This is a genomic window from Dokdonella aquatica, from assembly GCF_051987395.1.
In the GTDB taxonomy this organism is placed as follows: domain Bacteria; phylum Pseudomonadota; class Gammaproteobacteria; order Xanthomonadales; family Rhodanobacteraceae; genus Dokdonella.
Map to the genome: position 1 here is coordinate 2,444,625 of NZ_CP197094.1, position 23,910 is coordinate 2,468,534.

At 70.8% G+C, this 23,910-nt stretch carries 18 protein-coding genes; 17 read left to right on the forward strand and 1 reads right to left on the reverse strand.

The window, feature by feature from the left end:
* Positions 1 to 25: 25 nt before the first annotated feature.
* The gene (locus ACQQ2N_RS10790; protein ID WP_440221590.1) at positions 26 to 2,464 is read right to left on the reverse strand and encodes a delta-60 repeat domain-containing protein; all 2,439 of its coding nucleotides are present in this window, start codon (positions 2,462 to 2,464) and stop codon (positions 26 to 28) included.
* A gap of 178 nt (positions 2,465 to 2,642) precedes the next feature.
* Here ACQQ2N_RS10790 and ACQQ2N_RS10795 point away from each other — a divergent pair, with 178 nt between their 5' ends.
* The 17 genes from ACQQ2N_RS10795 (at position 2,643) to ilvN (ending at position 23,747) form a co-directional block, all read left to right on the forward strand.
* A complete protein-coding gene (locus ACQQ2N_RS10795; RefSeq protein ID WP_440221591.1) occupies positions 2,643 to 3,221 on the forward strand; it encodes an ECF-type sigma factor in 579 nt (192 codons plus the stop codon).
* 74 nt (positions 3,222 to 3,295) lie between these two features.
* Entirely contained in the window at positions 3,296 to 5,740 is a 2,445-nt protein-coding gene (locus ACQQ2N_RS10800; protein ID WP_440221592.1) for a protein kinase domain-containing protein, read from the forward strand.
* 117 nt (positions 5,741 to 5,857) lie between these two features.
* Positions 5,858 to 7,099: a lipoprotein-releasing ABC transporter permease subunit gene (locus ACQQ2N_RS10805; protein WP_440221593.1), complete on the forward strand. Its 1,242-nt coding sequence runs from the start codon at positions 5,858 to 5,860 to the stop codon at positions 7,097 to 7,099.
* Between the two features lie 5 nt (positions 7,100 to 7,104).
* Positions 7,105 to 7,818 (forward strand): lipoprotein-releasing ABC transporter ATP-binding protein LolD, encoded by a 714-nt coding sequence (gene lolD / locus ACQQ2N_RS10810; RefSeq protein ID WP_440221594.1) that lies wholly within the window; start codon positions 7,105 to 7,107, stop codon positions 7,816 to 7,818.
* 20 nt (positions 7,819 to 7,838) lie between these two features.
* On the forward strand, positions 7,839 to 10,196 hold the full coding sequence (locus ACQQ2N_RS10815; RefSeq protein WP_440221595.1) for a DNA internalization-related competence protein ComEC/Rec2: 2,358 nt from the start codon (positions 7,839 to 7,841) through the stop codon (positions 10,194 to 10,196).
* Positions 10,197 to 10,299: 103 nt separating this feature from the next.
* Positions 10,300 to 10,941 (forward strand): MotA/TolQ/ExbB proton channel family protein, encoded by a 642-nt coding sequence (locus ACQQ2N_RS10820; RefSeq protein WP_440221596.1) that lies wholly within the window; start codon positions 10,300 to 10,302, stop codon positions 10,939 to 10,941.
* Positions 10,942 to 10,950: 9 nt separating this feature from the next.
* Complete coding sequence (locus ACQQ2N_RS10825) at positions 10,951 to 11,382, forward strand: ExbD/TolR family protein (RefSeq protein ID WP_440221597.1); 432 nt, start codon at positions 10,951 to 10,953, stop codon at positions 11,380 to 11,382.
* Between the two features lie 28 nt (positions 11,383 to 11,410).
* Positions 11,411 to 13,186 carry a lipid A export permease/ATP-binding protein MsbA gene (gene msbA, locus ACQQ2N_RS10830; RefSeq protein ID WP_440221598.1) on the forward strand — a complete coding sequence of 592 codons (1,776 nt, stop codon included), beginning with the start codon at positions 11,411 to 11,413 and terminating at the stop codon, positions 13,184 to 13,186.
* Entirely contained in the window at positions 13,183 to 14,166 is a 984-nt protein-coding gene (lpxK, locus tag ACQQ2N_RS10835; RefSeq protein WP_440221599.1) for a tetraacyldisaccharide 4'-kinase, read from the forward strand. Before msbA ends, lpxK begins: the two co-directional genes overlap by 4 nt.
* 448 nt (positions 14,167 to 14,614) lie before the next feature.
* On the forward strand, positions 14,615 to 16,207 hold the full coding sequence (locus ACQQ2N_RS10840) for a 2-isopropylmalate synthase (RefSeq protein ID WP_440221600.1): 1,593 nt from the start codon (positions 14,615 to 14,617) through the stop codon (positions 16,205 to 16,207).
* 10 nt (positions 16,208 to 16,217) lie between these two features.
* The gene (locus tag ACQQ2N_RS10845) at positions 16,218 to 17,177 is read left to right on the forward strand and encodes a branched-chain amino acid transaminase (protein WP_440221602.1); all 960 of its coding nucleotides are present in this window, start codon (positions 16,218 to 16,220) and stop codon (positions 17,175 to 17,177) included.
* Positions 17,174 to 18,583, forward strand: coding sequence for a 3-isopropylmalate dehydratase large subunit (gene leuC / locus ACQQ2N_RS10850; RefSeq protein WP_440221603.1), 1,410 nt, complete (start codon positions 17,174 to 17,176; stop codon positions 18,581 to 18,583). The genes ACQQ2N_RS10845 and leuC overlap by 4 nt, the downstream gene beginning before the upstream one ends.
* Complete coding sequence (gene leuD, locus ACQQ2N_RS10855) at positions 18,580 to 19,185, forward strand: 3-isopropylmalate dehydratase small subunit (protein ID WP_440221604.1); 606 nt, start codon at positions 18,580 to 18,582, stop codon at positions 19,183 to 19,185. Before leuC ends, leuD begins: the two co-directional genes overlap by 4 nt.
* Complete coding sequence (leuB, locus tag ACQQ2N_RS10860; protein WP_440221605.1) at positions 19,182 to 20,249, forward strand: 3-isopropylmalate dehydrogenase; 1,068 nt, start codon at positions 19,182 to 19,184, stop codon at positions 20,247 to 20,249. The genes leuD and leuB overlap by 4 nt, the downstream gene beginning before the upstream one ends.
* A gap of 111 nt (positions 20,250 to 20,360) precedes the next feature.
* Positions 20,361 to 21,338, forward strand: coding sequence for a ketol-acid reductoisomerase (ilvC, locus tag ACQQ2N_RS10865; RefSeq protein ID WP_440221606.1), 978 nt, complete (start codon positions 20,361 to 20,363; stop codon positions 21,336 to 21,338).
* A 103-nt stretch (positions 21,339 to 21,441) separates the two neighbouring features.
* Complete coding sequence (gene ilvB / locus ACQQ2N_RS10870; RefSeq protein ID WP_440225740.1) at positions 21,442 to 23,247, forward strand: biosynthetic-type acetolactate synthase large subunit; 1,806 nt, start codon at positions 21,442 to 21,444, stop codon at positions 23,245 to 23,247.
* On the forward strand, positions 23,247 to 23,747 hold the full coding sequence (gene ilvN / locus ACQQ2N_RS10875) for an acetolactate synthase small subunit (protein WP_440221607.1): 501 nt from the start codon (positions 23,247 to 23,249) through the stop codon (positions 23,745 to 23,747). The genes ilvB and ilvN overlap by 1 nt, the downstream gene beginning before the upstream one ends.
* Positions 23,748 to 23,910: the final 163 nt, after the last annotated feature.

A 23,910-nucleotide genomic window follows, 5' to 3' on the forward strand; every position in this document is an offset into this window, starting at 1 on the left:
CGTCGCCGCACACGCTGTGTCGTCGCTACTCGAAGCCGTTGCGGAACAGGCTGTCGCGGCGCAGGACGCGTACCGTGGTCTCGGCCATGCCGGTCGACGCGTTGAAGATGCCCGATCGCATCGGTGCACGTGCGCGCAGCAGGAATGCCTGGCCGATCGGCGTGTCGACGCCCGTGACGCGCCAGCCGCCATCGATGCGCTCCATCGTCGCCATCGTCGCGAACGAGGTGCCGCCGTTGGTGGAGAACTGCAGCACCGGTTCGGCGGACAGTTCGGGGATCGCGCCGCCGCGTCGCCAGGTCACCGTCGTGCCGTCGAGCGTGATCGCGTCGACGCCCTCGTCGGCCAGGCCGAACCGGGTGAATCCCTTGCCCCCGCCGAAGAACTCGCCGGCCACGAGCAGGCGTCCATCGTCGAACTGTGCGATCGACGTCGCCAGGCTCGCCGGGATCTGGAAATCGTTGTCGATCGAACCGTCGCCACGCATCCGCACGACCTTGGGCAGGCCGCTGGCCGCGCGCAGGTCGCCGGTGACGATGATGTCGCCATTGGCCTGGAGAAGGAGGCCCTGGACCTCGCTGTTGATCTCGAGGGGAGAGGTGAACGTCGGGTCGAGCGTGCCGTCGGCGCGCAGCCGCGCGATGCCTGCACGTGGCTGTCCCGCGACGACTTCGAACACGCCGGCGATGAGGATGCGACCGTCGGGTTGCACGGCGATGGCGTAGACCGGTGCATCCACGTCAACGTTGAACGCGGTGTCGACCTGGCCGTTCGCGAGCAGGCGCGCGAGATGCGGGCGTGCCACGCCGGTCACCCGCGAGAAGTTTCCTCCTATCAGCAGCTTGCGGTCGGCCTGCTCGGCGAGCCCGAGGATCGCGTCGTCGGTCCACGGCACGAACGACCCGTCCACCACGCCGTTGACGCCGAGTCGCGCGATGTTCTCGTGCAACTGGCCGGTGACACGGTCGAAGAAGCCGCCGACGATGTAACGGCCGTCGCGCAGCGGGAGGACGTTGGCGACCTCGCCGGGGGCATCGCAGGCATTGAACGTGGGCGCGAAGCTGCCGTCGTCGCGCAGGCCGACCACGCCGCTGCAGGACACGCCGTTGACCGAGGTGAATACGCCGCCGCCAATCAGGAGATCGTCGCGTGCGGTGACCGAATAGAGTCCGCCCTGGAACGGGGGGGCGAAACCGAAATCGAACGTGCCGTCGGCGAGCAGCTTGGCGAGGCCGATGTTGCCGGCCGTGCCGAGGTTGTCGATGACACCGCCGATCAGCACGCGGTTGTCGGCGCGCACGACCATGCCGGTGACGAGGGAATTGGTATCGAGCGGTCCGCCGAACGTGTCTTCGAGGGCCCCGTCCGGTTCCAGCCGGGCGAGCCGGCTGCGCGGCTTGCCCGCGAACGTGGCGAAACCTCCGCCGACGAGGATGCGGCCGTCGGGTTGCTCGGCGAGCAGCGTCACGTTGTTGCCCGGCTGCGGCGTGAACGTGGTGTCGAGCAGGCCGGTCGCGGTCAGCCGCGCGATGCGTTCGCGTGGCTGACCGTCGAGGGTTGTGAACGCTCCGCCGAGCAGCAGGCGGCCGTCGGCCTGCATGGCCAGCTTGAGCACGGTCGAATTCGCGGATCGCTGGAACGTGTCGAGGCTGCCGTCGGCGCGCAGCCGTGCGAGGTGGTTGCGCGAGGTGCCCGACAGCGTCGTGAAACCGCCGGCGAGGTAGAGCAGACCATCGTGCGTCTCGGCGAAGGCCTCGACCGGGCCGTTCGCATTCGGGTTGAAGCTGCCGTCGAGCGTGCCCTGCACATGCAGGCGGGCGACGCGGTTGCGCGTGATCGTGTTGAGCGAGGTGAAGTTGCCGCCGAGCAGGATCTTGCCGTCCGCCTGCTGGTACAGCTCGAACACGTTGTTGTTGGCCTGGATCAGGAAGCTGAGGTCGATGCTGCCGTCGGCATGCAGGCGTGCGATGTAGTTACGCACCTGGCCGGCGATCTGCGTGAAATTGCCGGCGACGATGTACTTGCCGTCGGCCTGGCGGACCACGTCGTGCACGAACGCGTTGGCGCCCGGATTGAAGGTCGGGTCGAGGCTGCCGTCCGCGAGCAGCCTCGCGAGGCGGTTGCGCGCCGTGGGGCCGATGTGGGTGAAGTCGCCTGCGATCACGATGCGGCCGTCCGGCTGGACGATCATGGCGCGGATCGCGCCGCCGACCACGTTGACCGAGAAGCTCGTGTCGAGGCTGCCGTCGGCGCGCAACCGCGCGATGCGCGCCATCGGCACGCCGCCGATCTGCGTGAAGTCGCCGGCCACGAGCATGCGGCCGTCGGCCTGCCAGGCCACGACGCGAGCTTCCAGGTTGGGATCGGGTTTGAAGCCTCCGTTGGACTGCGCGTGGAGCGTGCCCGCGGCGAGGGCGCAGCAGGCGAGGACGATCAGGGCGAGCGAACGTAACGTGGATGACATGTCGTGGGACTCTCCGCAGGGGCGGCATGCCGGATCCCGTCGATGCCGGGACCGGCCATGCCTGTGCGGTCGGAAACCCGGTCGCGCGGCGTTTCCCGCCAGAGCTGCGACGTGGCGCACGCTCACCCGACGGGTGCCGGTCCGCAGGAACCCTGCGGTATGCCTACAATCGCCGGGCATGGAACCGGTCGCGGACGCCCCGACGAGTGACATCACGCGCCTGCTCGCGCAGGCGCGGGACGGTGACGCGCGTGCGTGGGATCGCGTCGTCGCGCTCGTCTACGACGACCTCAAGCGCATCGCGCGCGGCGTGCTCGGCGGCCGCGGCAGCGCCACGTTCAACCCGACCCTGCTCGTGCACGACTGCTATCTGCGCCTCGCCCGCGCAGGGGCCGACGGCGCGGTCGATCGCGCGCATTTCCTCGCCCTCGCGGCGCGCGCGATGCGCCAGCTCATGATCAACCACGCGCGCGACCGCGCCGCCCTCAAGCGCGGCGCCGGCGCCGACCACGTGGACGTCGACGAGCACGCCGAGGCGATCGCCGGCGAGGCGCGTGACCTCATCGAGCTCGATTCCGCGCTGCTGCGCCTCGAGGCCGACGACGCGACCTGCGCGCGCGTCGTCGAGTGCCGCATCTTCGCGGGCATGTCCGAGCAGGAGACCGCCGACGCGCTCGGCTTGTCGCTGCGCAGCACGCAGCGGGCCTGGTCACAGGCGCGCGAGAAGCTCGCGACGCTGCTCGGCGATGACGCCTGATCCCGTGCCCCGGTTGGCGGATCCCGCCACCACACCGGGTGTCGCCCCGTAGTGGACTTCGAAGGGGACGATCGATGACGCGTGGCGCGCGCGCGCTGCTCGAGCCCGGGGCCTTGCTGTCGGGCGCGCTGTTCCGCGATCTCGTCTCGCGTGGCGGCGTCAGTACCGACGCGCTCGCGCCGGGCACGCGGCTCGGCGCGTTCCGCGTCGTGCGCGAGCTCGGCCGCGGCGGCATGGGCGTGGTCCACCTCGCCGAGCGCGACGACGGCGAGTTCACCCAGCAGGTCGCGCTCAAGTGCCTCGTCGACCGCGACAGCGCCGCGAGCACCGAACTGTTCCTGCGCGAGCGCCAGATCCTCGCCGGGCTGCGCCATCCGAACATCGCGCGCCTGCTCGACGGCGGGCGCGCCGACGACGGCCTGCTGTGGTTCGCGATGGAGTGGGTCGAGGGCGAGCGCATCGACGCGCATTGCGCGCGTGCCGGCCTCGGTTTCGAGGACCGCCTGCGCCTGTGGCTCGGCGTCGCCGAGGCCGTGCAGTTTGCGCACGCGCGCCTGCTCATCCACCGCGACATCAAGCCCGGCAACGTGCTCGTCGACGCCGACGGCCAACCGCGCCTGCTCGATTTCGGCATCGCCGCGCTGCTCGGCGAAGGCGAGGGCACACGCGCGTATTCGCCGGGCCACGCGAGTCCCGAGCAGCGTGCCGGCGGCGAGGTCGGCACGGCCTCGGACCAGTACCAGCTCGGGCGGCTGCTCGCGCGCATGCTGTCGGCGGACGAGGTGTCCGCGGAGCATGCGACCACGAGCGTGCTGCGCAGCACGCTGCACCCGGACCGCAGCGACGATGCGCCATCCGATGCGCCGGCGACCGGGCTCGACATCGCCGACGACGTCGAGCTTTCGGCCACGCGTCGTCGCGAGCTCGAGGCCGTGCTCGCGCGCGCCTGCGCGCAGGATCCCGCGCACCGCTACGGTTCGGTGGCCGAGTTCAAGGGCGACGTGCGACGCCTGCTGGCGCGCCGGCCGGTCGAGGCGCGCCGCGGCGGCTGGCGCTATGCGCTGCTCTGCGCGGTGCGGCGCCGGCCGCGCATGGCCGCGTTCGCGGCGACCGTCGCGGTCGTGATCGTCGCCCTGGTCGCGGGATTCAACATGCGCCTCGCCCACGAGCGCGACGTGGCCCGCACCGAGGCCGCCAAGGTCAAGGCGATCAACGCGTTCGTCAACGAGGACCTGCTCGCCGCCGCCGATCCGTTCGAGGGACACTCGCCCGACGTCACCGTGCGCGAGGCGCTCGACCGCGCGCGCGACCGTCTCGGCGACCGCTTCGGTGACGAGGCCGCAGTGGAAGCGGAGCTGCGCGCGACGCTGGGCTGGAGCTATGCCGGCCTCAGCGAGTACGCGGCGGCGATCACCCAGCTCGAGCGCGCGCTGGAACTGCGCGCACGCCTCGAACCCGCGACCGCGGCCGAGTCGGTGCGCGTGCGCCTCGAGCTCGCCCACAACCTCGTCTCGGCGAGCCGCTACGCCGAGGCCGAGCCGATGCTGCGCGCGCTCATCGACGCCCTCGCGGGCGTACCGGCGCGCGCCGTGGATCGTGCCCATGCCCAGGTTACGCTGGCCGAGCTGCTCGGTTTCGTGGGGCGCAGCGACGATGCGCTCGCCGTGTACGCGGCGGTCGAGGCCGACCTGCAGCGCCTCGGCGAGAGCCATCCGATCGTCCTCTACCGCGACGACGCACGCGCGCAGCTGCTGCTGTCGCTCGGGCGCGCACGCGAGGCCTTGCCGCTGTTCGACGTGCTCGTCGCGCGCAGCACCGCGGCGCTGGGTGCCGACACCCCGCAGACCTGGCGCCTGCGCGAGGGCAGGGCGCGCGCGCTGCGCGACCTCGGCCGCTTCGACGAGGCGATCGAGGCCTTGCGCAGCCTGCATGCCGCGCGCGTCGCGGCGTTCGGCGCGGAGCATCGCGAGACCCTGCGCAACCACAACGAGCTCGCCGTGGCCCTGAGCCGCAGCGGCAACCGCGAGGCCGCGATCGCGATCTGGCGCGAGGATCTCGCCGTGCGCGAGCGCCGGTTCGGCGAGCGCCACCAGGGCACCCTCGTGGCGCGCTACAACCTCGCCAACGAACTCGCTGCGGTGGGTCGGAACCGCGAGGCCGAGCAGGCCTTCCGCGGCGTGCTCGAGGCCGAGCGTGCCTCGCTCGGTCCAGCCGATCCGGGCACGCTGGTGACCCAGATCAGCCTAGCCGAGACGATCGGCCGGCAGGGGCGTGCGCGCGAAGCGCTCGTCCTGCTCGACGACGCACGCGAGACCGGACACACCACGCTCGCCTCGCGTCCCGAGGCCTCGGTGCTCGCCCTCGTGCGCAGCCGCCAGCTGCATGCGCTGGGCCGAACCGGCGAAGCACTGGCCGAGGCACGCACGGCGCTGGCCGGCCTCGAGGGGACGGTCGGCGATGCCCACCGCCGCACCCGCGAGGCGCGTGAGTGGCTGGCCACGTTCCCGGCGGGCGGCTGACGCGGGGGCTTCGGGGCGCGCTCCGCTTGCCGCCGGGGCCCGGCTTCGGGCACTCTGGCCGACTTCCGGTGTCTTCGTCTCGGGCACCGTGCCCGACCCCAGGGATCGCGATCCGGCATGTTCCGACCGCTCGAAGTCTTCATCGGCCTGCGCTACACGCGCGCCAAGCGCCGCAATCATTTCATCTCGTTCATCTCGCTGGTCTCGATCCTTGGCATCGCGGTCGGCGTGACGGCGCTGATCACGGTCATCTCGGTCATGAACGGCTTCGACAAGGAGCTCAAGGACCGCATCCTCGGCATGGTCGCGCACGCGACGATCTCGGGCATCGACGAGTCGGTGCGCGACTGGCCGCACGCGATCGAACGCGCAGGCGCCAACCCGCACGTGCTCGGCGCGGCGCCATACGTCGAGCGCGAGGCGATGCTGCAGGGCGATCGCGTCTCGGGTGCACTCGTGCGCGGCGTCCTGCCGGCCTACGAGCCGCGTGTCTCCGAAGTCGACCGCAAGATGGTGCAGGGCTCGCTCGACGACCTCACGCCCGGCAGCTTCAACCTCGTGATCGGCCGCGAGCTCGCGATGTCGCTCGGCGTCGGCGTCGGCGACTACGCGACCGTCGTCGCGCCCGAGTTCCGCGCCTCCCCGGTCGGCGTGCTGCCGCGCATCAAGCGCTTCAAGGTCAGCGGCATCTTCGAGGTCGGCATGCAGGAGTACGACGGCGGCCTCGCCCTCATGCACATGGAGGATGCGCAGAAGCTCTACCAGCTCGACGGGCCGACCGGCATCCGCCTTCGCCTGGACGACATGTTCCGTGCCTATTCGGTCGCGCGCGAGCTGTCGACACAGCTCGGCCAGTCGTACCGCGTCTCGGACTGGATGCAGGGCCACACCAACTTCTTCAAGGCGATCGCGATGGAGAAGAAGGTCATGTTCCTGATCCTCTCGCTGATCGTCGCGGTGGCGGCCTTCAACCTCGTCTCGACGCTGGTCATGCTGGTCACCGACAAGCAGGCCGACATCGCGATCCTGCGCACGCTCGGGCAGAGTCCGGCCAGCATCATGGGGACGTTCATGGTGCAGGGTGTGCTCGTCGGCACGCTCGGCATCGCGCTCGGCGTCGGCTTCGGGGTGATGCTCGCGCTGAACCTGCCCGCGCTGATCGCGTGGGTCGAGCGCACGTTCGGCATCACGTTCCTGTCGGCCGAGGTCTACTACATCAGCGAGCTGCCGTCGGACCTGCACTGGGACGATGTCGGCCTGATCACGGTCACCGCGTTCGTGTTCTGCATCTTCGCGACGCTGTACCCGGCCTGGCGCGCGGCGCGCACCGAACCGGCCGCCGCGCTGAGGTACGAGTGACCGCCATGACCACGAACGCCCCGAAGCACGGCGACATCGTCCTGCGCGCCGACAAGGTCGCCAAGATCTACGAGGAAGGCAGCCTGCGCACCGACGTGCTGCACGACATCAGCTTCGCCGTGAAGCGCGGCGAGACCGTGTCGATCGTCGGTGCTTCGGGCACCGGCAAGAGCACGCTGCTGCACCTGCTCGGCGGTCTCGACACGGCCACGAGAGGTGAGGTCGAGGTCGAGGGCCGGCCGATGTCGCGCCTGTCCGATGCCGAGCGTGGCCGCGTGCGCAACCGCTCGCTTGGCTTCATCTACCAGTTCCACCATCTGCTGCCCGAGTTCACGGCGCTCGAGAACGTGTGCATGCCGCTGCTGATCCGCGGCACGCCGGTCGCGCAGGCGCGGTCGCTCGCGACCGAGCTGCTCGGCCGCGTCGGCCTCGCCGCGCGCATCGAGCACAAGCCCGGCGAGCTCAGCGGCGGCGAGCGCCAGCGCGCCGCGGTCGCGCGCGCGCTGGTCACGCGCCCGGCCTGCGTGCTCGGCGACGAGCCGACCGGCAACCTCGACGAGAAGAATGCCGCGCAGGTCTACGAGCTCATGCTCGAGCTCAACCGCGAGATCGGCACCGCGCTCGTGCTCGTGACGCACGACCGCGGCCTCGCCGCGCGCATGGATCGCATGCTCGAGCTGCGCGGCGGCGCCCTGCACGAGGTGCCGCGCAGCGGATAGGACGCCGCCGACACGCATCCATGGACGGATCGCCGACACTTCCCCGCTTCACCCGACGCCTGCGTGCGCGCCTTGCGCGGCCGCGCATCGATGCGCCGCGCGCGGCCGCGCTGCTCGCGGGTGCGGTCGCCGTACAGGCCATCGTGCATCCGCTGCCGTCCTGGATCGCGCTGCCGGTCGCACTTGTCGCGTTGCTTGCGCTGTTCGCACGTGGTGGCGATCGCGTCGCGACCTGGTTCGTGCTCGGCCTCGCCTGGACGCTCGTACGCGCCGATGCCGTGCTCGAGGCGCGCCTCGACGACACGCACCACGGTCGCGACATCGTCGTCGAAGGCCGTATCGACGGCCTGCCCGAGGTCGTCGAAGGCAGCACACGCTTCACGTTCGTCGTCGACCGCGCCGAGTTCGATGGAACGCCGCTCGCACTCGCCGGCAACGTGCGCCTGAACTGGTACACGAATGCGCCGCCGCTCGAGCCGTGCACGCGCTGGCGGCTGGTCACGCGGCTGCGGCCGCCGCGCGGCCTCGTCAACCCGGGCGGCCACGATGCGGAGCGCGGCGCCGCGCTGCACGGTCGCGTCGCGGTCGGCTACGTGCGCGACGCGGCGTCCAACGCGAGGCTCGATGCCGGTGCGGGTTTCTGCGTCGACCGCTGGCGCCAGCGCATCGTCGCGGCGATCGACGCACGCCAGCCCGAGGGCGCGATGCGGGCGCTGCTGCGTGCACTTGCAGTCGGCGACCAGTCCGCGATCGCCGAGCCTGACTGGCAGACCTTGCGCGCGACCGGCATCGGCCACCTCATCGCGATCTCGGGCCTGCACGTCGGCATGTTCGCGGCCTTCGGCGCCTGGCTCGCGCGGCGGCTCTGGCGCCTCGTGCCACGCGTGACGCTGCGGCTGCCCGCGCCGCTGCTCGAGGCGCCCGTCGCGATGGCCTGCGCGACCGGCTACGGCCTGCTCGCCGGCATGGGCCTGCCGACGCTGCGGACCCTGCTCATGATCGGCATCGCGCTGCTCGCGCGCTATGCGCGACGCACGACCTCGGTGCCGCAAGGTCTCGCACTGGCCGGCACGGCGATCGTCGCCTGGGATCCGCTCGCGGTGTTGTCGGCCGGGTTCTGGCTGTCGTTCGCGGGTGTCGCGATCCTGCTCGCGATGACCGAACCGGTCGGCGACGAGCGCGCGGCATGGCGCGACATGCCGCGCGTGCAGCTGCTGCTCAGCGCGGCGCTGCTGCCGCTCACGGTGTGGTTCTTCGGCCAGGGTTCGGTGGTCGGGCCGCTCGCGAACCTCGTCGCGGTGCCGTGGATCAGCTTCGTCGTCGTGCCGTGCACGGTCGCGGCGAGCCTGCTGCTCGTGGTGGCGCCGGCGCTCGGCACGCCATTGCTGACGCTGTCGGCATGGCTGCTCGAGCCGCTGTGGTGGCTCATGCGTGCGATGGGCGACTGGCCGTCGGCACAGCTGTACTTCGCGACACCGTCGGCGTGGGCATTCGTGCTCGCGCTGGTCGGCATCGCATGGTGCCTGCTGCCACGTGGCGTGCCGGCCCGCGCGCTGGGCCTGCTGCTCGTGCTGCCGATGCTGTGGCCGGCACGCACGCCGCTGGCCGAGGGTGCGTTCGAGGCCTGGATGCTCGACGTGGGGCAGGGGCTCGCGGTGATCGTGCGCACGCGCGACCACGTGCTCGTCTACGACGCGGGGCCGCGCTACCCGAGCGGCTTCGACACGGGCGAGGCCGTCGTCGTGCCGTCGCTGCGCGCCCTCGGGCTCGTGGCACCCTCGCGTATCCTCATCAGTCACGGCGACAGCGACCATGCCGGCGGCGCGCGGGCGCTGGCGCTCGCGTATCCCGACGCCGTCGTCGCGAGCGGCGAACCCGAGCGCCTCGCGGTACCCGCGCAGCGCTGCGCGGCCGGCGATGCATGGAGCTGGAACGGCGTGCGTTTCCGCGTGATCTGGCCCGATCCCGGTGCGGCGTCGACGAGCAACGACCGCTCCTGCGTGCTCGCGATCGAGGGCGCATACGGCACGCTGCTGTTGACCGGCGACGCCACGGCGCGGGCCGAGGCGACCTTCGCGGCACGCCTCGATGACGCGGCGCGCCCGCGTGTGCTCGCGGTCGGCCATCACGGCAGCCGCACGGCGACCTCGCCGGCGCTGCTCAACACGTTCGCGCCCGACGCCGCGCTCATACCGGTCGGGCACCGCAACCGCTTCGGGCATCCGCACCGCGACGTGATCGCACGGCTCGACGCCCGCGACATCCCGGTGCACGCGACCGCCGCACACGGCCATCTGCACCTGCGTTTCACGGGCGACGGCGGGCCGCTGGTCACGCACGGGCGCGAGCGTCATGCGGCGTGGTGGCGCATGCCCTGAGCGCAGCGGGCGTGACCGATCGCACGCGGCCGCGCTGCGCGCGCTGTTATGATCCGCGGCTGGCGCCACGGCGCATCGAACGTTCCGCGAGGAGTCGCCCCACGTGCTTGAAATCCTGACCGCCGGCGGCTGGGCGCTGGTACCCATCCTGATCACGTCCGCGATCGCCCTCGCGATCATCCTCGAGCGTTACTGGACGCTGCGCCGCAAGGCGGTCAGCCCGCCCGACCTCGCCGACCAGGTGCTGAGCTGGGCGCGCACGCGCAAGCTCGATCCGCAGCACATCGAGACGCTGCGCCACATCGCGCCGCTCGGCGAGATGTTCGCGGCCGCGCTCGACGTGCGCAACCGCCCGCGCGACGTCATCAAGGAGCGCGTCGAGGACACCGGCCGCCATGTCGTCCACCAGCTCGAGCGCTTCCTCAACACGCTCGGCACGATCGCGCTGATCGCCCCGCTGCTCGGCCTGCTCGGCACCGTCATCGGCATGATCCGCATGTTCTTCGCGGTCATGGTCAGCGGCGTCGGCGATCCGCTCAAGATGGCCGGCGGCATCGGCGAGGCGCTGATCTGCACGGCTGCGGGCCTCATCGTCGCGATCCCGGCCTACATCTTCCACCGCTACTTCCGCGCGCGCGTCACCAGCGCGGTCATCGACATGGAGAAGCAGGTCACGCGCCTCATCGACGAGCTCACGGCCGCGGGCGAGACCGCGCCGTCGGCCGCCCCGTCGCGCGGGGCCTGACCGCACGCCATGCGCATCGACGCCGGCCGCCGCGAGGAAGAGCTCGAGATCAACCTGATCCCGTTGATCGACGTGCTGCTGACCCTGCTCATGTTCTTCGTCATGACGACCACGTTCGTGCAGAACGCCGGCATGAAAGTCACGCTGCCCGAGGCTTCGGCCACCGAGCAGACCGACATCCAGCAGCCGATGACCGTGCTCATCGACGCCGAGGGCCGCACGTTCGTCGACAACAACGAGGTGCTGAACCCGTCGATCGACACGCTCAAGGAGGCGATCCTGCGCGTGGCCGGCGACGACCGCTCGCGCGCCGTCGTGCTGCGCGCCGATGCGCTGACCTCGCACCAGCACGTGATCACGGCGATGGATGCGCTCGGCCAGCTCGGCTTCGCGCGACTGAGCCTCGCGACGACGCCGCCGAAGGGAGCCCCCGCGCCGTGACGGCGTGGCGACTCCGCGGAGCAGGGGCATGGCGCTGACCACCGGCGAAGGCGCGTTCGGCACGTACCGGCGCCTGCTCGGCTACACCCTCGTGCACTGGGGCTACGGCACCGCGGCGATCGCCGGCATGGTGTTCGACGCGGCGGTCGCCGCGGCGTTCACGTGGATGATCAAGCCGATGCTCGACAACCTGTTCATCGCGCGCGACGCGTCGTCGATCTTCTGGTTGCCGATCCTCATCGTCGGCTTGTTCGTGGTGCGCGGCGCGGCGACCTTCCTCGCCGACTACGGTCTCGCGCGCATCGGCCGCGACGTCGTCGAGACGCTGCGTGGCCAGGTATTCGCACGCTACCTCGAGCTGCCGGCCTCGCACTTCGACCGCGAGCCCTCGGGCCAGATGATCGCGCGCCTGACCTACACGGTGGAGCAGGTCGCGCAGGCCAGCACCAATGCGGTCAAGGTCGTGATCCTCGACGGCCTCACCGTGATCGGCCTGCTCGGCGTCATGCTGTGGTACAGCGCACACCTCACCCTCATGCTGTTCGTGATGGTGCCGCTGATCGCGGCCGTGGCGTGGTTCGTCGGCCGTCGCTACCGCCGCGTCAGCCGCAAGATCCAGCACTCGGTCGGTTCGGTCACCGGCATCGTCGACGAAGCCGTCGGCGGCCAGCGCGAAGTCAAGATCTACCTCGGCCAGGCCACCGAGCGCGCGCGGTTCATGGCCGTCAACGAGCGCAACCGTCAGCTCAACCTCAAGGTCGCCGCGACCAATGCGCTGTCGACCGCGGTCGTGCAGATCGTCGCCGCGATCGCGCTCGCGCTGGTCATCTACTTCGCGACGCGCCCCGCCATGATCGACGCGATGACGCCGGGCACGTTCATGGCGCTGATCACGGCGATGCTGACGATGCTGCCGTCGCTCAAGCGCCTGACCACGGTGCAGGCGATGATGCAGCGTGGCGTCGCCGCGGCGCAGGATCTGTTCGGCGTGCTCGATGCGCCGACCGAAGCCGACACGGGCACGCTGCGCGTCGAGCGTGCGCGCGGCGACCTCGTGCTCGACGACGTCGTGATGCGTTATCCGGGCAAGGCGACACCGGCGCTGCGCGGCGTCTCGCTGCAGTGCCCGCCCGGCAGCGTGACCGCATTGGTCGGCCGCTCGGGTAGCGGCAAGTCGAGCCTCGCCAGCCTGATCCCGCGCCTGTACGAGGCCGAGTCGGGCGTGATCCGGCTCGACGGCGAGCCGCTCGACGCCTACGCGCTCGACGCGCTGCGCGCGCAGATCGCGTGGGTCGGCCAGCAGGTGGTGCTGTTCAACGACACGATCGCACGCAACATCGCCTACGGCGCGCTCGGCGGTGCCTCGCGCGAGGCGATCGAGGCAGCAGCGCGCGCGGCCAACGCGATGGAATTCATCGAGAAGCTGCCGCAAGGCCTCGACAGCCCGATCGGCGAGGCCGGTGCGCTGCTCTCGGGCGGCCAGCGCCAGCGCATCGCGATCGCGCGCGCGCTGCTCAAGGACGCGCCGCTGCTGATCCTCGACGAGGCCACCAGCGCACTCGACAACGAGTCCGAGCGCCTGATCCAGGACGCGCTGCGCCGGCTCATGCACAACCGCACGACGATCGTGATCGCGCACCGCCTGTCGACGATCGAGCACGCCGACCAGATCGTGGTGCTCGACGACGGACGCATCGTCGAGCGCGGCACGCACGCCTCGCTGCTCGCGCGCGACGGGCATTACGCGGCGCTGCATCGCGTGCAGTTCCGCGAGCACGCGGCGGATTCCGACGCGGGCGCATGAATGCGCAGCGCCTCGAGCGCATCTGGTACGCGGGCGAACCCGCACCGGTCTGGCTGCGCGCACTCGAGCCGGTCTATCGCGTGCTGCGCTCGGCGGCACGGCTGCCGTGGCGGCTCGGCCTGCGGCGTCCCGAGAGGCTTCCCGCGTGTGTCGTCGTGGTCGGCAACGTCGTCGTCGGCGGTACCGGCAAGACGCCGCTCGTCGTCGCACTCGTCGAGGCCTTGCGAGCGCATGGCCGACGGCCCGGCGTGGTCAGTCGCGGCTACGGCGGCTCGGCGCGCGTGCCGATGCTGCTCGGTGAGGCGCCCGATCCGGCTGTCGTGGGCGACGAACCCGCGCTGATCCGCCGACGTACCGGCGTGCCCGTCGCGGTCGGTCGCGACCGCGTCGCTGCGGCAAGACTGCTCGTGGCCGAAGGCGTCGACACGATCGTCGCCGACGATGGCCTGCAGAATCCGTCGCTCGCACGTGACCTCGAGCTCTGCGTCATCGACGGCAGGCGCCGCTTCGGCAACGGCCGCCTGCTGCCGGCGGGACCCTTGCGCGAACCGCTCGCACGCCTCGCGGCGGTCGACTGGCGCATCTGCAACGGCAGCGACGCACACGCCGACGAGGTACCGATGATGCTGCGCGGTGACGTCGCGGTCCCGCTCACGGATCCTGCGCGCGAACTGCTGCTCGCCTCGCTGGCCGGCACGCGCGTGCACGCGGTCGCCGGCATCGGCCATCCCGGGCGCTTCTTCGACGGGCTGCGCGCGCACGGCATCGAGGTGATCCCGCACCCGCTGCCGGACCACCACGCGATGCGCGCCGACGACCTCGCCTTCGGCGACGACCTGCCCGTGCTCATGACCGAGAAGGACGCGGTCAAGTGCGGCGCGTTCGCCGAGCCGCATCACGCGTACGTGCCGGTCGGTGCGGACCTGCCCGCCGGGTTCCTCGAGGCCTTCCTCGCACGCTGCGACGCTGCCCGGCGTTGAGCCGGTTCGCGGCGGTGCGGCGCGATGTCGCGGCACTCAGCCGGCGACTGCTGCGGGCGACGCGGCGCGTCCGGCGGAGCGGCGCCAGCGTCGTGGCGGTCCGGTGTGGCCATCCGGACGTCCATACGTCGATCACGAAAGTTGCTCGCGAAACCATGTCGATGATCGCTTGACAGGTCTTCGAAGCATCGATTAGGTTCGCTTCATGTCGCGACGCAGCAGCCACCACGCAACGACCACGAAGGCCTTCCTGGCCATGCGTGGCAGCGTGCCGGCGCCGATCGCGGGCCTCCTTCTTGTCGTACTTCTTATTACCTGCACAGGTGCGGGCTAAGGGTACGCGTAGGCAGAACGCAGAAGATCCCAAAGACCCCGCACTCGGAAACGAAGGCGGGGTTTTTATTTGTCCGGATGCATCCCCGGACATCCGACCGAATCGGAGCCAGACATGACAAGCGACGTAGTGGCAGGCGAGACCCCGGCATCGGCAGCGAGCGATCGCGTGCTGATCTTCGACACGACCCTGCGCGACGGTGAACAGGCGCCGGGTTTCTCGATGAGCCGCGCGCAGAAACTGCGCATGGCTGCCGCGCTCGCCGACCTCGGCGTCGACATCCTCGAGGCGGGCTTCCCGCACGCGTCACCGGACGATTTTGCGTCGGTGCACGGCATTGCGAAGAGCGTGCGCGGCACGCGCATCTGTGGCCTCGCGCGCTGCCAGTTCGGTGACATCGAGAGCGTCGCGCGTGCGATCGAGCCGGCCGAGAAAGGGCGCATCCACACCTTCCTCGCGACCAGCCCGCTGCATCGCGAGTTCAAGCTGCAGATGAGCAGGCAGCAGGTGATCGACACGGCGATCGCCGGCGTGCGCCGTGCGCGCGAGCTCTGCGACGACGTCGAGTTTTCGGCCGAGGACGCGATCCGCACCGAACCCGAGTTCCTCGCCGAGGTATTCTCGGCCGTGATCGAGGCCGGTGCGCGCACGGTCAACGTGCCCGACACGGTCGGCTACACGACGCCACCCGAGATCGCCGAGCGCTTCGCGTGGTTGCGTGCGAACGTCCGCGGCGCCGAAGGCGTCGTCTTCAGCTCGCATTGCCACGACGACCTCGGCATGGCGGTCGCCAACAGCCTCGCGGCGATCTCGGCAGGCGCACGCCAGGTCGAGTGCACGATCAACGGCATCGGCGAGCGTGCAGGCAATGCCGCGCTCGAGGAGATCGTCATGGCGCTGCGCGTGCGCGGCGAGCGCTTCGGCGGTGCGACCACCGGCATCCGCACGCAGCGCCTGCATGCCGTCGCGCGCCTGCTCGCGCAGACGACCGGCCAGCCGATCCCGCGCAACAAGGCGATCGTCGGCGAGAACGCGTTCGCGCACGAATCCGGCATCCACCAGCACGGCATGCTCAAGCACCGCGGCACCTACGAGATCATGCGTGCCGAGGATGTCGGCGTGGCCAAGAGCCAGCTCGTGCTCGGCAAGCACAGCGGGCGCCACGCGCTGCGGGAGCGTCTGTCCTCGCTCGGACACGTGCTCGACGATGCTGCGCTCGACGACGTCTTCACGCGCTTCAAGCTGCTCGCCGACAAGAAGCGCGAGGTGTTCGACGCCGACCTCGAGGCACTCGCATTGGGCCATGACCCCGAGGCTGCGGGTCCGTGGCGCCTCACCTCGCTGCACGCGACCAGCCATGTCGGCGCGAGCGCATCCGCCTCGGTGCGCCTGGCCCACGACGACGGCCGCGAAGTCAGCGAGGCCGCGATTGGCGACGGCCCGGTCGACGCCGTGCTGCGCGCGGTGTCGCGTGCCGTCGGCCACGAGTTTTCGGTCGCCGAGTTCCAGATCCGCGCGCTCAGCGAGGGCGGGGACGCCCAGGGCCAGGCCGCGATCAGCGTCAACCACGGCGGCCGCGAACTGCGCGGCCAGGCCGTGTCCACCGACATCGTCGAGGCGGCCGCGCTGGCCGTGCTCGAGATCGCCAACCGCGTCGAGCGCATCACGCCGGCGCTTCCCACCGTCAGCACCGCCAACGCCCGCTGAGGATCCACGCATGAGCCACACCTCCCTGATCTGGCACAACGGACGGCTCAAGCCGTGGCAGGAGGCGACCGTGCACGTCAGCGCGCACGCGCTGCACTACGGCTCGTCCGTGTTCGAGGGCGAGCGCGTCTACGCGACGCCGCAGGGACCGTGCTTCTTCCGCCTCGCCGAACACACGCGCCGCCTGTTCGAGTCGGCGAAGATCTACGAGATCGACATCGGCTACAGCGAGGAGGCGATCAGCCAGGCCTGCATCGACGTCGTCGCCGCGAACGGCATGGCCTCGGCCTACGTGCGCCCGATCGTGTTCCGCGGCGCGGGCGGCCTCGGCGTCATGCCGAAGCCGGGTTCGCCGGTCGACGTCTCGATCATGGCGCTCGACTGGGGCGCCTACCTGGGCGACGCACTCGAGCACGGCGCCGACGTCTGCGTGTCGTCGTGGAACCGCCCCGCGCCGAACACGTTCCCGAGCTGGGCCAAGGCCGGCGGCAACTACCTGTCCAGCCAGCTCATCGGGTTCGAGGCCCAGCGCGGCGGCTACGCCGAGGGCATCGCGCTCGGCACCAACGGCCTGCTCAGCGAAGGCGCCGGCGAGAACCTGTTCCTCGTGCGCCGCCGCGTCGTCATGACGCCGACCAGCAGCGCCGGCATCCTCGCCGGCATCACGCGCGACACGGTCATGACGCTCGCGCGCTCGCTCGGCTACGCGGTCGAGGAGCGCGACCTGCCGCGCGAGGCGCTGTACACCTCGGACGAGATCTTCATGACCGGCACCGCCGCGGAGATCACGCCGGTGCGCTCGGTCGACCGCAAGTCGGTCGGCGACGGCCGCCCGGGTCCGGTCACGCGCGCGCTGCAGCAGGCGTTCTTCGGCCTATTCGACGGCCGCACGCCCGACACGCACGGCTGGCTCACGCCGGTGACGTCGGCGCGTGCGACGAGTGCCGACGTCGAGGACATCGCGGCATGAGCGCACGCACCATCATCGACAAGATCTGGGATGCGCACCTCGTGCACGCCGAGACCGCCGACACGCCCGGCATCCTCTACATCGACCTGCACCTGATCCACGAGGTCACGACGCCGCAGGCGTTCACCGAACTGCGCGAGCGCGGCCTGCCGGTGCGTCGTCCCGACCGCGTGCTCGCGACGCTCGACCATTCCACGCCGACGCTGCCGCCGGGCCCCGACGGCAAGCGCCCGTACGCGAGCGCCGATGCCGAGAACCAGGTGCGCCAGCTCGAGGCGAACTGCCGCGAGTTCGGCATCGAACTCAACGGCTGGGACAGCGACCACCGCGGCATCGTGCACGTGATGGGGCCCGAGTACGGCGCGACCCAACCCGGCATGACGATCGTCTGCGGCGACAGCCACACCGCCACGCACGGCGCGTTCGGCGCGCTCGCGTTCGGCATCGGCACGACCGAGGTCGGCCACGTGCTCGCGACGCAGTGCCTGCTGCAGCGCAAGCCCAAGACGTTCGCGATCCATGTCGACGGTCGCCTGCGTCCCGGCGTCGGCGCCAAGGACCTCATCCTGCACGTCATCGGCGTCATCGGCGTCGGCGGCGGCACCGGCCACGTGCTCGAGTACCGCGGCAGCGCGATCGAGGCGTTGTCGATGGAAGAGCGCATGACGGTCTGCAACATGTCGATCGAGGCCGGCGCGCGTGCGGGCCTCATCGCGCCCGATGACACCACGTTCGCGTTCCTCGAAGGCCGCGAGCGCGCACCGAAGGGCGACGACTGGAACCGCGCAATCACGTACTGGCGCTCGCTCGCGAGCGATCCCGGTGCGGTCTACGACAGCGAGGTGCACATCGACGCAGCCGACATCGGCCCGACCATCACCTACGGCACGCATCCGGGCATGGTCACGCCGATCACGGCGGCGATCCCGGCCGCGCGCGACGATCAGGAAGCCAAGGCACTCGCCTATATGCGCTTCACGGGCGGCCAGGCGCTGACCGGCGAAGCCGTCGACGTCGTGTTCGTCGGCAGCTGCACGAACTCGCGCCTGTCCGACCTGCGCGAAGCCGCCGAGGTGTTGCGTGGCCGCCGTGTCGCCGACGGCGTGCGCATGCTCGTCGTGCCGGGCTCGGTGCTTATCAAGCGCGAGGCCGAGGCCGAGGGGCTCGACGCCGTGTTCACCGCGGCCGGTGCCGAATGGCGCGACGCGGGCTGCTCGATGTGTATCGGCATGAACGGCGACATCGCGCGCCCGGGCCAGCTCGTCGTGTCGACCAGCAACCGCAACTTCGAAGGCCGTCAGGGTCCCGGCGTGCGCACCGTGCTGGCCAGTCCGCGCGTGGCCGCGGTCGCCGCGGTCGCGGGCCGCATCGCCGATCCCGACGCATTCCTGGAGCACGCCGCATGAAGCCGCTGACCGAAGTGCGTTCGCGCACGGCCGCGCTGCCGTTCGAGAACATCGACACCGACCGCATCATCCCGGCGCGCTTCCTCACCACGACGCAGCGCGCCGGCCTCGGCCGGCATGCGTTCAACGACTGGCGCTACGCAGCCGACGGTGGCGACAACCCCGAGTTCCCGCTCAACCGGCTCGAGGCGCAGGGCTGCGCGATCGTCGTCGCGGGGCGCAATTTCGGCTGTGGCTCGTCGCGCGAGCATGCGCCGTGGGCACTGCTCGACTACGGCATCCAGGCGGTGATCTCGTCGGAGATCGCCGACATCTTCCGCAGCAACGCGCTCAAGAACGGCCTGCTCGCGATCGTGCTGCCCGAGGCCGAGCACCGCGAGCTGCTCGATCACCCGGGCCAGGAGCTCGTCATCGACGTCGCCGCGCGCACGATCACGCTGGCCGACGGTCGTGCGTTCGCGTTCGCGCTCGACGGTTTCGCACGCCACTGCCTGCTCAACGGCGTCGACCAGCTCGGTTTCCTGCTCGATGCAGGCACGGACATCGACGCCTACGAGCAACGCGCCCAAGACACCCGCTATACCGTGGAGACTGCAGCATGAGAGCACACATCGCCGTCCTTCCGGGCGACGGCATCGGACCCGAAGTCACCGCCGCGGCCGTCGCGGTGCTGCGCGAGGTGCTCGCGCACGGCGGCCACGTCGTCGAGTTCAGCGAACACGCGATCGGCGGCATCGCGATCGACACGACCGGCGAGCCGCTGCCGCAGGCCACGATCGACGGCTGCCTCGGCGCCGACGCGGTGCTGCTCGGTGCGGTCGGCGGCCCGAAATGGTCCGATCCGCAGGCCACAGTGCGGCCCGAGCAAGGCCTGCTCGGCCTGCGCGCCAAGCTCGGCGTCTACGCCAACCTGCGTCCGCTGCGCGTGCATCCGCGCCTCGCCGCGCTGTCGCCGCTCAAGGCCGAGAACCTCGTCGGCGTCGACCTCGTGTTCGTGCGCGAGCTCACCGGCGGTGCCTACTTCGGCCGCAAGTCGCGCGAGGGCGATGTCGCGATCGACGAATGCCGCTACAGCGAGGGCGAGGTCGAGCGCGTCGTCAAGCGCGCCTGCGAGCTCGCGCGTGCGCGCCGCGGCAAGCTGACTTCGGTCGACAAGGCCAACGTGCTCGAGACCTCGCGCCTGTGGCGCGCGACGACCACGCGCGTCGTCGCCGAACAGGAAGGCATCACGCTCGAGCACCAGCTCGTCGATTCGATGGCGATGCTGCTGCTGACGCGTCCGTCGGCCTACGACGTGATCGTCACCGAGAACCTGTTCGGCGACATCCTCACCGACGAGGCCGCCGCGCTGGCGGGTTCGCTCGGCGTGTCGCCGTCGGCCTCGCTCGGCGACGGTCCGCGCGGCCTCTACGAGCCGATCCACGGCTCCGCGCCCGACATCGCGGGGCAGGGTGTCGCCAATCCGATCGGCGCGATCCTCAGCGCGGCGATGCTGCTGCGCCATTCGCTCAACCTCGCCGACGAAGCAGACGCGGTCGAGGCCGCGGTCGACGACGTGCTCGCCCACGCCGAACTGACCCGCGACCTCGGCGGCCGCGCGAGCACGACCGAGGTCACCGACGCCGTCGTCGCGCGCCTCGCCGCGCTTCGCAAGGCGGCCGCGTGAGCGCGTCGCCGGCCCTTTCCTGATCCACGCCCGATACCTGCACTCGTCATCGCCGCGGCGACGCGGCATCCCGACACGATCGTCCAACGTCTTCCAACGGAGAACCGCTGCATGTCCACCGTCACCACCGAAGCCCTCCAGAACGCCCGCATCGCCGTGCTCGGCTACGGCAGCCAAGGCCGTTCGCACGTCCTCAACCTGCGCGACTCCGGCCTCGACGTCGTCGTCGGCCTGCGCGCGGGCGGACCGACCGCCGCCAAGGCGACCGCGGACGGCTTCGAGGTCGTCTCGCCCGAGGAGGCCGTCAAGGGCGCCGACCTCGTCGCCGTGCTGACGCCCGACATGGTGCAGCCGACGCTCTACACCGACGTCATCGCGCCGAACATCAAGCCGGGTGCCGCGCTGCTGTTCGCGCACGGCTTCAACGTGCACTTCAAGACCATCGTGCCGCGCGCCGACATCGACGTGATCCTCGTCGCGCCGAAGGGCCCGGGCCACCTCGTGCGCACCGAGTACGAGATCGGTCGCGGCGTGCCGTGCCTGTACGCAGTGTTCCAGGACGTCAGCGGCAGCGCGGTCGACAAGGCCAAGGCCTACGCGGCCGGCCTCGGTGGCGCGCGCGCGCTGCTCATCGAGACCGATTTCAAGGAAGAGACCGAGACCGACCTGTTCGGCGAGCAGGCCGTGCTGTGCGGCGGTGCGAGCGAGCTCGTGCTCAAGGGCTTCGAGACGCTGGTCGAGGCCGGCTACCGTCCCGAGATCGCGTACTACGAAGTGCTGCACGAGCTGAAGCTCATCGTCGACCTGCTCTATCAGGGCGGCATCACCAAGATGCTCACCTACATCTCCGAGACCGCGCAGTACGGCGACTACGTGAGCGGCCCGCGCATCGTCGACGCGGCCACCAAGGAGCGCATGAAGGCCGTGCTGACCGACATCCAGGACGGCACCTTCGCGAAGAACTGGACGGCCGAGTACAAGGCCGGCCTGCCGAACTACACGAAGTGGAAGCAGGCCGACCTCGACCACCCGATCGAGAAGGTCGGCGCCGAACTGCGCAAGAAGATGACCTGGCTCAACGAGGCCTGATGCGCCACGCCGCGCCCGCCACGACCCTCAGGATCCGACACCCGTGAATGCCCAACTCGAAGCGACTCCCGAACCCGGCGCGCACCCGCTCGCCGGTACCCCGATGACCGGCGCCGACATCGTCGTGCAGGTCCTCGCCGACGAAGGCGTCGGCGTCGTGTTCGGCTACTCGGGTGGCGCGATCCTTCCGGTCTACGACGCGGTGTTCCGCTTCAACCACGAGCATCCCAACGCCGACGGCAGCGAGCCGCTGCCGCTCATCGTGCCGGCCAACGAGCAGGGCGCGGGCTTCATGGCGCAGGGCTACGCGCGCGCCTCGGGCAAGGTCGGCGTCGCGCTCGTGACCTCGGGCCCCGGCGCGACCAACACGGTCACGCCGGTGCGCGACGCGATGGCCGATTCGATCCCTATCGTCGTGATCTGTGGCCAGGTGCCGACCGCGGCGATCGGCACCGACGCGTTCCAGGAAGCGCCGATCAGCAACATCATGGCCTCGTGCGCCAAGCACGTGTTCCTCGTCACCGATGCTGCGCAGCTCGAGGCGACGCTGCGCACGGCGTTCGAGATCGCACGCACGGGCCGGCCCGGGCCGGTGGTCATCGACATCCCGAAGGATGTGCAGAATGCGCCGCTCGTGTTCGCGGGCGAGGGCCAGCTCGCGATCCCTGGCTACCGCGCGCGACTGCGTGCGATCGAGGGCGCCGAGCTCGACGAGGCCGCGTGCGCGCGCTTCGTCGATGCGCTTGCGCAGGCGAAGCGTCCGCTGCTCTACGTCGGTGGCGGCGTCGTCGCGGCCGAGGCGACCGCGGCGCTGCGCGCGTTCGCCCAGGCGCTCGGCATTCCGGTCACGACCACGCTCATGGGCCTCGGCGCGGCCGACACGACCGAGGCGCTGTCGCTGCACATGCTCGGCATGCACGGCACCGCGTTCGCGAACTACGCGGTCGAGGACTGCGACTTCGTGATCGCGGTCGGTGCACGCTTCGACGATCGCGTCGCCGGCGTGCCCTCGCAGTTCGCGGCCGGTGCGCGCTTCATCGCCCACCTCGATGTCGACCCGGCCGAGATCCACAAGGTCAAGCGCGTCGACTGGCACCACCTCGGTGACCTCTCGCGCGCGCTCGACGCGCTGCGCCGGCATGCCGCGGCGCGCGGCTTCGATCCGTCCGGCGACGGCACCTGGTCCGACTGGCACGCGCACCTCGCCGACCTCAAGAACACCTACGCGATGGCTTACGACCGCGCCAACCCGCGCATCCAGCCGTACGCGGTCATCGAGGCCATCAACCGTCTCACGCGCGGCGAGGTGATCGTCTCGACCGGCGTCGGCCAGCACCAGATGTGGGCCGCGCAGTACTTCGACTTCACCCAGCCGCGACGCTGGCTGACCTCGGGCTCGATGGGCACGATGGGCTTCGGCCTGCCGGCCGCGATCGGCGCGCAGTTCGCGCGACGCGACCTGCTCGTCGTCGACATCGACGGCGACGCGAGCATCCGCATGAACCTCGGCGAGCTCGAGACCGTCACGACCTACGGGCTGCCGGTCAAGGTCGTGGTGCTCAACAACTGCGGCGACGGCATGGTGCGGCAGTGGCAGAAGCTGTTCTTCAAGGGGCGCTTCTCGGCGACCGACAAGAGCCTGCACAAGAAGGATTTCATCAAGGCGGCGCAGGCCGACGGCTTCGAGTACGCGGTACGCCTGGATCGCCCCGAGGACGTCGACCGTGTCGTCGCCGAGTTCATCGCGTTCCCGGGACCGGCATTCCTCGAGGTCATGATCGATCCGGATGCCGGCGTCTACCCGATGGTCGGCCCCGGCATGACCTACGGCCAGATGATCACCGGCGACCACATTCCCTCGCGCGCACCCGCGCCGGCCAAGGAAGCCGGCCCCTCGGAGATGTTCTGATGCGCCACATCATCGCGATCCTCATGCAGAACGAGGCCGGCGCGCTCGCGCGCGTGGCCGGCATGTTCTCGGCCCGCGGCTACAACATCGAGTCGCTGACCGTCGCGACCACGCACGACCCGAGCATCTCGCGGCTGACCCTCGTGACGACCGGTGACGACGCGGTCATCGCGCAGATCATCAGCCAGTCGCGCAAGCTCGTCGACGTGCTCGAGATCGCCGACCTGACCAGCCGTGAACACCTCGAGTCGGAGCTGCTCATCGTCAAGGTCGCCTCGACGCCCGAGACGGGCACGCGCATCGCCGATTTCACGCACCGCCGCTACGGCATCACGCTGGACGAGACGCCGTCGACGCGGACGCTGCAGTTCACGGGCCGCGGCGCGCACATCAGCGGCGTGCTCGACGACCTCGCCGCGTTCGCGCCCGTGCTCGAACTCGCGCGCAGCGGCACCGCCGCGCTCGATCGCGGTGATCTCGTGCTCGCGTTGCAGGACTGACGCGGCGGGCGGACGCGGTCGGGCAGGTGCGGAGTGACGCGCGCCGGCGCGTGCGGAATCTGCGTGCGCTTTCCGGAAGCATGAGCTGCCCTCGGTTGCGCAGGACGGATCTTCGTGCGGGCTGGAGGTTGTGCGCCCGCCATGGCGGCGGTCCTGTACGGCG